The 10,319-nt window shown below is 47.2% G+C and carries 9 protein-coding genes; 5 read left to right on the top strand and 4 right to left on the bottom strand.

Going from position 1 to position 10,319, the window contains the following annotated elements; all coding sequences use genetic code 11:
* Positions 1–394 precede the first annotated feature (394 nt).
* The gene (locus tag HMPREF2955_RS12700; protein ID WP_070723819.1) at positions 395–1,351 is read right to left on the bottom strand and encodes an SPFH domain-containing protein; all 957 of its coding nucleotides are present in this window, start codon (positions 1,349–1,351) and stop codon (positions 395–397) included.
* Between the two features lie 180 nt (positions 1,352–1,531).
* Positions 1,532–1,981 (bottom strand): NfeD family protein, encoded by a 450-nt coding sequence (locus HMPREF2955_RS12705; protein ID WP_070723820.1) that lies wholly within the window; start codon positions 1,979–1,981, stop codon positions 1,532–1,534.
* 491 nt (positions 1,982–2,472) lie between these two features.
* Between HMPREF2955_RS12705 and HMPREF2955_RS12710 the strand changes: the two genes are divergently transcribed.
* Positions 2,473–2,955 (top strand): hypothetical protein, encoded by a 483-nt coding sequence (locus tag HMPREF2955_RS12710; protein WP_070723821.1) that lies wholly within the window; start codon positions 2,473–2,475, stop codon positions 2,953–2,955.
* 10 nt (positions 2,956–2,965) lie between these two features.
* Positions 2,966–3,637, top strand: coding sequence for a hypothetical protein (locus tag HMPREF2955_RS12715; RefSeq protein WP_070723822.1), 672 nt, complete (start codon positions 2,966–2,968; stop codon positions 3,635–3,637).
* A gap of 180 nt (positions 3,638–3,817) precedes the next feature.
* Here the strand turns inward: HMPREF2955_RS12715 and aroC are convergent, their stop codons facing one another.
* Positions 3,818–4,906: a chorismate synthase gene (aroC, locus tag HMPREF2955_RS12720; RefSeq protein WP_070723823.1), complete on the bottom strand. Its 1,089-nt coding sequence runs from the start codon at positions 4,904–4,906 to the stop codon at positions 3,818–3,820.
* Between the two features lie 117 nt (positions 4,907–5,023).
* Complete coding sequence (locus HMPREF2955_RS12725; protein ID WP_070723824.1) at positions 5,024–5,698, bottom strand: FKBP-type peptidyl-prolyl cis-trans isomerase; 675 nt, start codon at positions 5,696–5,698, stop codon at positions 5,024–5,026.
* Positions 5,699–6,129: 431 nt separating this feature from the next.
* On the opposite strand from HMPREF2955_RS12725, the gene HMPREF2955_RS12730 reads away from it, so the two are divergent.
* From HMPREF2955_RS12730 to HMPREF2955_RS12740, 3 genes are all read left to right on the top strand, one after another.
* Positions 6,130–8,337 carry a S8 family serine peptidase gene (locus HMPREF2955_RS12730; RefSeq protein ID WP_246830147.1) on the top strand — a complete coding sequence of 736 codons (2,208 nt, stop codon included), beginning with the start codon at positions 6,130–6,132 and terminating at the stop codon, positions 8,335–8,337.
* A gap of 130 nt (positions 8,338–8,467) precedes the next feature.
* Positions 8,468–8,962, top strand: a complete 495-nt coding sequence (gene fldA, locus HMPREF2955_RS12735) for a flavodoxin FldA (protein ID WP_070723826.1) — start codon at positions 8,468–8,470, stop codon at positions 8,960–8,962.
* A 93-nt stretch (positions 8,963–9,055) separates the two neighbouring features.
* Complete coding sequence (locus HMPREF2955_RS12740) at positions 9,056–9,421, top strand: DUF2023 family protein (protein ID WP_070723827.1); 366 nt, start codon at positions 9,056–9,058, stop codon at positions 9,419–9,421.
* Positions 9,422–10,319 lie beyond the last annotated feature (898 nt).

Below are 10,319 nucleotides of genomic sequence, written 5' to 3' on the forward strand. Positions count from 1 at the left end.
TCGATTTTTTGCGGCAAGGTTGGCGATTGGTGGAAGAAAAGGGCACTCACAATGTTAAAATTCCAACCGAAAACTAGACAAAAAAAACTTTCTGATGATGAGTGTTTATAAGCTTGTGAGTTGGTAAGGTGGTAAGTTTTATAAGGTGATGCGGTTATAAGCTTGTGAGGTTGTAAGGCCGTGAGGCCGTAAGTTGGTGGGAGTATAAGGTAGTGAGATCGTGAGTTGATGAACTCATAAGCTTTTAAACACATGAGTTCAAAAACTCATGAACCTACTAATTCATGATTTCACAAACCCATTAACTCACTAGCTCATGAACTTACAACCTCACCAACTTACGACCTCACCAACTTATAACCTCACAAACTCGGCAATTCAAAGGTTCAAAACCTTAGTGTATCTTGAAGAGTTCTTTAATTCCACCTAGGCTACCCAGTAGGTTTGTAGCCTCGTAAGGCAGGTAAACCGTCTTGGTTTGGTCGCCTTGTGCCAACTCTTGCATCATGGCGATGTACTTTTGTGCAAGCAGATAATTGGCCGGATTGGTACTCTGTCCAACGGCATCGGTAATCTTTTGAATGGCTATTGCCTCGGCCTCGGCCTTGCGAATGCGTGCTTGTGCCTCACCTTCGGCAAAGAGAATGGCCTGCTGTTTGGCAGCCTCAGCGCGGTTGATGGTAGAGGTTTTCTCACCTTCCGACTGCAAAATCACGGCTTGTTTCTCACCCTCACTGGTAAGAATGGTGGCGCGCTTGTTACGTTCGGCTTGCATCTGTTTCTCCATAGCCTGCAAAACGCTCGATGGAGGTATGATGTCTTGCAGTTCAACGCGGTTCACTTTGATACCCCACTTGTTGGTTGCATCGTCTAACACCGAACGAAGTTTAGTGTTGATGGTGTCGCGCGAGGTGAGCGTTTGGTCCAATTCCATTTCACCGATGATGTTACGCAGCGTGGTTTGAGTAAGTTTCTCAATGGCGTTGGGCAAGTTGTCAATCTCGTAAACGGCCTTAAATGGGTCCACAATCTGGAAGTAGAGCAAGGCATTGATTTGCATTTGGATGTTATCTTTGGTGATAACGTTCTGCTTGTCGAAGTCGTACACTTGCTCACGAAGGTCGATTGTACTCGAATACGAGTAGCGGCGGTTGGCCATTCTTACGATGGTTTTCGCGTTATCCACAAAGGGTATGATGATGTTGATACCTGGTTTGAGGATTGCTCGAAACTTACCCAACCGTTCGATGATTTTCGTTTCCGACTGGGGAATAATTACAAGCGACTTCTTAACGAAGACAATGGCCAGCAATATTGCGGCGATAATCAAATAAGTTCCTAGATATTCCATTGTTGATTATTGTTTTGGTGTTATTCGATTTGGATGTTTACTGCGGATATAGTAAGCCAGAGGCATCGCCCTGCGCACAAATTTAACGCAGGAACTAGCCACGACCTTGGCCTGCAAAACCCATTGCGCATCCGCTTAACGCATGCGCTCCATGGCTACACATAGCGGCCAGAGACTGTTTCAGACACGTTCAACCGTGGCGATGATGCTTTCCATCTTGACGATACGCACCCTTTCTCCTATTTTAATAAGCGACCCGTCAGCCGAAACGGCACGCCATTCGTCGCCGTCTACCTTTACATAGCCGCTGCGTTGCGGCTGCACATCTTCTATCACCACGCCCACACGCCCTTCAAGCGCATCGGCATTGCTCTTTCGTTCTTCCTCGTCGCGGTGCAGATACTTCATCACCACGGGCCTAACGGCGAAGATGGATAAGATTGAGAAGAAGGCGAAACAAACCACTTGGCCCCAAAATGGGAAAGCAAGCCAGCATCCCACCATTGCCAAAAGAGCGCCAATGGCGAAACAAAGGATGTAAAACGTGCCAGAGGCCATCTCTATTATTAGGCAGAGTAGGCTTATGAGTAGCCAAAACAGCCATTGATTTGAATTGAGGTATTCGAACATCTTTGTGGTATTTTGATTGTGTTTCCAAAGTTAGACAATATTTGTCAAACTGCAAAACATTTGTGAGAATAATTGAATTTTGAGTTTTTAGCATGAGCGAGAGTTTGTATTTTGTTGCAAAAAAACAACAAAATATGCACAGATAAAGTAAGCATTTTCAATCATTGAGAGGCTTTGTTATTTCATATTACAACCACTTTCACCTTAACTACCCAAGCATATCAAAAGGGAAAGCTATCACCTGTATAACTTACAATTTGCCACTTTACAGAGCAACATACTCACCTCACGCAAGCATTAGGCCACAGCAACCTACCAACCCGCGCTATCGCTCTAACAAAGCTATCACCCGTCACTTCATTTAATTTAACAAAACAAGTGAAAACAAAAGTGAAAGACCGTAAGAAAAAACTCATTTTTGTAAAGATTACGACATATAATTACTAATTTTGAACACAGAAATATTATTCATCCATAAAATTAAATAAACTATGAATAGACTTAACTCCATCGGAAAAGCACTGATCGCAGGCTTAGTTTTGTTGTTAACCATGCCACAAATTGCACACGCAAGAGCTAGGATTCCTGTCGGGACACGCGATGTTATCGACATTGTTTACAACATTCCAGCAACGGACAGCATCATTATCGACGGCAAACAGGTGAACTTGGCACGTATGCACAAGGAGTTCAACATTGCCTACATCCTGCCCCTATGGGTGACTGAAGAACCTAAACTTGTGCTATACGATGCCCCATCGGAAACCTATTACGAAATGACAACCGAAAAATCGCAGGCCTTTCTGAAAGAGTATATGAAGGAAAAGAAGCTAGATGAGGCCAGCTTGTTGAAACTAGGTTTCTATACACGCTACGGCGGAAAGGCTGTTTTGTTGGCTATCGTGGCCTTAATGATATGGGGACAGATTCCTTCGCGCAAAAAAGAAGAGAAGATAGAGCCTACTGAATTATAACTAAGATGCCATGGGAATAACTCCATTTATCATCTTCGCCATTATTATGACAATTGGCATAGTTGTCGCTTTGGTATTCTTCATCTCGGCTAACAATAAGCCGTTAAACTTTGCAGAAGTAGAAAGCGAATCACAAAGACTTGGCGAGAACGAACTAAACACGTTCATAAACGATAAGTTTGGAATGTGCATCGAACATCTTGACGACAAAAGGGTGTTAGGGGTAAACTACGTTTACTACACCCCTAGCATGAAGGAATACTTTAAGAGTGCAGGCAAAGATTTGCTGAGAAGCGCAATGACACTTGGCACCGTGAAGTATACAACTGTGGAAACGCCCACACCATTATTACTCACCGCTGATGGATTACACATCTTTGACCTCAGCGTTGAAGGAAAGGTGAAACGGCATTTGATGTTCAATAACTCAAGATTAGAGAACGCTACACTAACACCTTTACCCGACGAGCAAGCTCCAAAGCTGTTGGTCGACTGTGCTAAGTTTTATAATCTACAAGTTCCATGCGAGGACCAGGTACGCGAAATAAAAATCTGCACCGTGGTCTATACTCCCACAGAGCAGTTCTTCAATTACAACAAGCTCCAACGCGTGTTGGCTTATGCTGCTGGCAAGGAGTTCTTTAAAGCCTTAGAAGAGAAATATCCGAACTTAAAGGCGTAAGTGATAATGAGTTGACGAGTTAACAAGGTGGACAAGTTAACGAGTTGATGAGTAGACAAGCTGCGAGTGAACAAGTTTACGAGTTAACGAGTGGAAAGTTAACGAGTGGACGAGTTGGCGAGCCAACATTCCCAAAACATACGGGTTGACAAGGTAACATACAGCCTTGCCAACCCGTTTTTATTCGGCATCAACGCCAAACTTAACCCCTGCCATTGCCAAATTATCCATCAACACCATCGCAGCCATCGCCTCGACAATGGGCACGGCACGCGGAACAACGCACGAATCATGACGCCCACGAGCCGCAAAAGTGGTGGGCGTTCCGTCTAGTTCAATGGTGTCTTGCTCCATCAGCACGGTGGCAACAGGCTTAAACGCCACACGAAAAAAGATGTCTTGGCCATTGCTTATGCCCCCTTGGATGCCTCCGCTATGGTTGGTAAGCGTAGAAACCTGACCTTCTTCGGCCACGAAAACATCGTTAACCTCACTGCCTTTACACCTAACCAAGTCGAAACCATCGCCAATTTCAAAACCCTTTGCGGCGTTAATACTCAGCATGGCATAACCCAATCGGGCGTGAAGTTTGTCAAATTCGGGCTCGCCAACCCCCACAGGACAACCCTTCATCACGCATGTAACCACGCCGCCAATGGTGTCGCCCGCGTTCTTCGTATCCAAAATAAGTTGCGCCATGCGCTTGGCCACCTCCTCATCGGGGCATCGCACGTCGTTGTTTTCTGTGTTCGCGAGGTTATACAGGCGATAATCCTTGTTCAAAACGATGTCGCCCACCTGCGACACGTAGGCCGAAATGGTTATACCCATCTGTCTAAGTGCCAGCTTTGCCAATGCTCCGCCCACCACACGCGCCAAAGTTATGCGAGCCGACGAGCGTCCACCGCCTCGATGGTCGCGCAATCCGTACTTATTATAATAGGTGTAGTCGGCATGCGACGGCCGGAAAAGTCCTCGCATATTGTCGTAGTCCTTAGAGTGCTGATTAGCGTTTCGCACGACAAAGCCAATGGGCGTGCCAGTGCTTTTCCCTTCAAACACCCCACTAAGCAATTCCACTTGGTCGGCCTCGTTGCGACTTGTTGTAAGCTTGCTCTGGCCAGGCCTACGCCGATTAAGTTCCGATTGGATAAAGTCTAAATCAACATCTATTCCTGCCGGCATGCCGTCTACCACACCTCCGATGGCTGGCCCATGACTTTCGCCAAAGGTGGTGAGGGCGAAAAGGTTTCCAAATGTGTTGCGCATAATTGTGAGGGGTAAACAGTTAAAGCAATAATGGCGAACACACAACCGCGCCAAACGCAGTTATGATGTGTTCGCCATTGTATATATAATATATGTGTTGTCTATACAACGAAGGGCTTAATGGTGCCCACAACCACCGCCATGATGGCCATTACCATGACCACAGCAGCCACCATGATGACCATGTTCGTGGCCTTCGCCATGATGATCGTGACCGCAACCGCAGCCATGTTCATGGCCTCCGCCTTCTTCATCGCCGTGATTGTGCCCGCAACCACAACCTCCACAGCCGCCTTCGCCACTGATATGGTTCAGCATTTGCTGCACTTCTTCGTTCGTAGCCTCGCGGTTTTCAACGATTTCGCCCTTAAACAGCAAGTCAAGTCCTGCAAGTGGGTGGTTCAAGTCCATCTTCACCGTGTCTTCGGTCACGTCAAGCACACGCCCCATAAAGCGGTTTCCGTCTTCGTTTTGCAACGGAACAACGGCATCTTTGTAGATGTTGTCGTGGTCGAAGTGTCCATTAATGGTGAATATCCCCTTGTTCAAGTCAAGAACGCGCTCGTCAAGACGTTCGCCATAAGCCTCTTCGCATTCGATGTTCAGCGTAAACTGCTCGCCCTTAGGCAAGTCTTTCACACCGTTTTCAAAAGCGTCGAGGGTGATGCCAAAGCCCGTAATAAACACAAAAGGGCGGTCGGCAGGCGCCTCTTCGATAAGCGTTTCCTTGCCGTCGGCCAGCGAATAAAGCTTATAAGCCACGGCGATAAACTTGTTGTTTTCTTTTTCCATTGTCATATTTCGTTTTTATCTTTTCCTTGCAATAATGATGCCAACGCGTGTTATGCCACAAACAGCACTCCCGCAAACGCGGCATTTCATGCAAAGTTACGAAAAACTTTCCGTATATATGGCCTATTCCACAAATTCCCTGCCACTTAACCAAATTGCTTTATCGCGTTGTTCTTTATTTTCTCACTGTCTTATTTAGCATCTTCCGCCTGCATTTTCAGTTGTATAACCCACAAAGCCCCTTCAAAGAATAAACGAAATCTCCTCAAATTAAGTCTAAAACTCCATCAAAGTCAATTTTAATCATCCGCCAGCTGCTATCTCCATTATTTTCTGTAACTTTGCTTTCGCAAGGCCAACACGCACCAAGAGAGATGGCCGTTTCAGCCCCTATCCTTACCACTCCAACTGTACAAACACTGCAACGAACGATGAAAAAGACGTTATCATTAGCCATATTCGCCCTTTTGTGCGCACTACATGCCCATGCGCAACGCCCTGTTTATGCCAAGATGTCGGGCGAATTGCGCCAGCTATACATAGAAAACCAAACCGAACGGCAGGCAGCCACTCGCTCAAACCAGTCCGACAGCCGCACCGTATGTGCCTTTGTGCGCATTAGCAGCAACGCCGAGGCCGTGTTTAAAGCCCACGGCTGCAAGTCGTTAGCGCAGTTTGGCAACATCCACATCGTGAACATCCCCCTCAATCAGCTGGCCAAGTTGTCGCAATCCAAATGGGTTAGCCGCATCGAAACAGGCCAAAGCGACAGCATATTGATGGACACCACGGCCAAAGTGCTGAACGCTTGGCCCGCATATCAAGGCCAATCGTTGCCACAAGCCTACACGGGCAAGGGCGTAGTGGTGGGCATTCAAGACATCGGATTCGACCTTACGCACCCCAATTTCTGCGACTCTACGGGCCAAACACTACGCATCAAGGCCCTATGGGACCAACTTTCAACCGACACCCTCGGCACAACCCTACCCGTTGGGCGCGACTACACCACACCCAACGCCCTAATCAGCCTGCGCCACACACGCGACGGCAAACAAGAAACACACGGAACCCACACGCTGGGCATTGCAGCAGGCAGTGGCTTTAAAAGCCCTTATCGCGGTATGGCATGGGAAAGCGACATTTGCCTAGTGGCTAACCTCACCAGCGAAAACAAAAACTTGGTGGACAAAAAGGACCTATATAAATACACCACTGCGACAGACGCGTTGGGCTTTAAATACATTTTCGACTATGCCAAGCGGCACAACCAACCCTGCGTGGCATCGTTTAGCGAGGGTTCTAGCTTTCGTTTCGACAGCGACACGCAACTCTATCATGCAGTTTTAGACCGTCTTCAAGGTCCAGGGCGCATCATCGTGGCCTCGGCAGGCAATGAAGGCGGACGAGCAAGCTACCTTAGAAAACCTCTGGGAACCGACTCGGCAGGTACTTTTATCAAGGATTCGAACGGCAAAATACGCGTGTCGGCAAAAAGTAAGGAGCATTTTTTGCTTAGATTGAGGTTTCATCGCGTGGGCACATTAACCACATACGACATCGACACGCGTGCATTAGTGGCCGCCAAAGACTCGCAACAGATAGACACGCTGACCTTTGGTAAGCTACAATACGAAATACAAGCGGTGGCCTATCAGCCCGACGACGAGGGCGCATTGGCCTACGAAATGCTCTTGCGCACATTGGGGCCTAGCACCTACGTACCACCAACGGCATTGGTATTAATTGGCGCAACCGCCGATGTGGAGCTGTTCCGCGGTGCAGGCGCATGGGAAACAAACAAGCGCGAACCAGCGTTGTTGGGCGGCGACGACACCCACACCATCCTATCGCCCGCCAGCGCACCTGCTGTTATTGCCGTTGGAGCAACCTCGTATCGCACACACATTACCAATTATAAGGGCGAAAAAAAGTATTCGTTGAAAGGATCAGGAGGCGAAAGAGCACCCTACTCTTCGAAAGGACCAACGACAGACGGCCGAACAAAGCCCGACGTAATGGCTCCGGGCAGCAACATCATCTCGTCGTACAACAGCTTTTACATTGCCAATCATCCCAACAACAGCGATGTGCAATGGGATGTGGCGCACTTTCAGCACAACGGTCGCACCTATCCGTGGAACTGCAACACGGGTACTTCCATGTCTGCGCCAGCTGTTGCCGGTGCTATCGCCCTGTGGTTGCAGGCCAACCCAACGCTAACGGCCAGCGATGTGCGAAACATTGTGGCACAAACAGGCACGCAACACAACACCTCTCTGCCCCATCCCAACAACCTTTATGGCTACGGACAGGTGGATGTTTATCGCGGCCTGCTCCACATCTTAGGCATTACCAAGGTGCAAGGCATCTACCAACACCAACCACAGGGCGTGCATATAACCCCAGGCAACAACAACGAGCTGCACATAACCTTTGCCGATGGGCAACCACACGCTTGTTCCCTGCGCCTTTACTCGCTATCGGGTTCATTAGTTCTAAGTAGGCCGCGCACGCTGTTGGCAGCACAATCCACCATACAGCTAGGAGCATTAGCAGCAGGCGTGTATGTAGTTCAGATACACGCAGATAGCCCTAAACATAGCGGCAGCACACTTGTTAGGCTCGTTGCAAAATAAACCAACAGCCCACATTACGCCTCAAAACAATCCTTACGCAAAAAACACCATTTCTAGGTATTGTGCCATTGTATATTTGTACTTAACTTTGCATCCATAATAATAACACAACTAAAACTTAAGAATTGAAATGAAAAAAACGGTGGTAGTATACGGTTCTTCAACAGGAACCTGCCAAAGCATCGCTGAAACGATTGCAAACAAACTGGGCGTAGAAGCCCTAGACGTGGCCAACTTCAACGCAGACGTTGTTGCCGAGAACGAAAACTTGCTCATAGGAACCTCTACTTGGGGTGCTGGTGAACTGCAAGACGATTGGTACGACGGCGTGAAAGTGCTTAAAGAGGCCGGCTTGGCTGGCAAAACGGTGGCTGTTTTCGGTTGCGGCGATGCCGAATCTTACTCTGATACCTTCTGCGGCGCAATGGCCGAGCTTTACAATGCAGCAAAAGACAGTGGCGCAAAGATGGTTGGCGAGGTGTCTACCGACGGCTATACCTTCGACGACAGCGAGGCTGTTGTTGACGGTAAGTTTGTGGGTCTGGCTCTCGACGACGTGAACGAAGACGATAAGACCGAAGGTCGCATCGACGCATGGCTCGAAGAAATAAAGCCCGCATTGTAAGTCGACTGCAAAGAAATACTTTTGCATTGAGCAAAACCAAGACGGTGGGGCGGCCATAAACAGCCCCACCGCCATATAAAAAAATACAAGACTATGCCGCAAACAGAAATGATTTCAGCCGACATGAAGGTGCTGATGAACCATATTTATGAGTATCAGAAAGGCGTGCGACAGATGGTTTTATACACCTTCAACAAGAAATACGAGCAATTTGCCATAGCAAGGCTTGAACATCAGCACATAGACTACCTGATAAAACCGGTGGGGAAAGAGAACCTCAACTTGTTTTTCGGAAAGAAAGAGTGCCTCAACGCCATCAGGATGATGATTAACCGTCCGCTAAACGAGCTCAGCCCAGAAGAGGATTTCATCCTCGGAGCCATGCTCGGCTATGACATTTGCCGACAATGCGAACGCTATTGCGAACGCAAAGAGCGCACTTGTAAAGTGGCGCAATAAGAATGCAAACAAAATAAACCATATTGAATATAATCAACATATCGATAACTTTTAATCTTGTTCGCTAAATAAAATTCATAATGTTTTTGTATAATATGTGAAGGGGTGTCGGGAGATACCCCTTTTCGTTGTATGTATACCAAGATGTTATGTAAACAAGACACAAACTAGAGAGGTTCTCAACCAAATTAGAGAGGGCTCTTAACCCCAACCGTTCACTAGAAAAGTTCGCTTTCATTTTATCCTAAGAAACATTCTTTTCCCGTTCCCCGAAAAGTGCGTTTTCTCGCCATGACAATGTTCGAGCAAGCTCAATGTTGTTCATTTGGCTTAACGAAAACGTTCTTTACTCGTTCCTCGAAAAGGGCGTTTTCTCGCCATGACAATGTCCAAACAAGCTCATCGCTGTTCATTTGACTTAACGAAAACGTTGATTACACGCAAAAGGTTGGCTAATCGCATTGATATAACGTGGAAGTCTTCTTGACTTTTAATACTTCTACAAATTGAGAAAAGCCTGTTTTCCCTATGCTCTAAAATCAAAATAAGCATCCGTTCATGCACGAAGTACCTGGCCAAAGATACGATAAAACCTGGAATACGGCTCCATTTGTTTGTGGCAAAACGTGGTTATAGTTCAGTAGGCAGCCTGGAAGAAATGGTTCCATACACTCTCTACAAGTTGAAAACCCTGCTGCAATGGCAGATTACTTCTGCGTTTGCATGGTGCAGCATGTAAGTGGCATGCCCTGCAACCGCCCCCGCTGGCCGTCACGAGTGTACATGTTTTCGGTGCCGATGACCACTCGCGCGTGTTTACAGCATCAGCATTTTGTCTAGTTTTTAGTAACAAATTTAACATTATGAGTACCCTTTTTGTCCACCAATCGCTCATCTT

Source organism: Prevotella sp. HMSC073D09 (genome assembly GCF_001814145.1).
Lineage (GTDB): Bacteria > Bacteroidota > Bacteroidia > Bacteroidales > Bacteroidaceae > Prevotella > Prevotella conceptionensis.

Bases quoted from the DNA above. Each gene is read 5' to 3' on its own strand.
- HMPREF2955_RS12725 (WP_070723824.1), bottom strand. From the start codon at position 5,698: ATGGAAAAAGAAAACAACAAGTTTATCGCCGTGGCTTATAAGCTTTAT.
- HMPREF2955_RS12700 (WP_070723819.1), bottom strand. From the start codon at position 1,351: ATGGAATATCTAGGAACTTATTTGATTATCGCCGCAATATTGCTGGCC.
- HMPREF2955_RS12730 (WP_246830147.1), top strand. From the start codon at position 6,130: ATGAAAAAGACGTTATCATTAGCCATATTCGCCCTTTTGTGCGCACTA.
- HMPREF2955_RS12740 (WP_070723827.1), top strand. From the start codon at position 9,056: ATGCCGCAAACAGAAATGATTTCAGCCGACATGAAGGTGCTGATGAAC.
- HMPREF2955_RS12710 (WP_070723821.1), top strand. From the start codon at position 2,473: ATGAATAGACTTAACTCCATCGGAAAAGCACTGATCGCAGGCTTAGTT.
- aroC (WP_070723823.1), bottom strand. From the start codon at position 4,906: ATGCGCAACACATTTGGAAACCTTTTCGCCCTCACCACCTTTGGCGAA.
- fldA (WP_070723826.1), top strand. From the start codon at position 8,468: ATGAAAAAAACGGTGGTAGTATACGGTTCTTCAACAGGAACCTGCCAA.
- HMPREF2955_RS12705 (WP_070723820.1), bottom strand. From the start codon at position 1,981: ATGTTCGAATACCTCAATTCAAATCAATGGCTGTTTTGGCTACTCATA.
- HMPREF2955_RS12715 (WP_070723822.1), top strand. From the start codon at position 2,966: ATGGGAATAACTCCATTTATCATCTTCGCCATTATTATGACAATTGGC.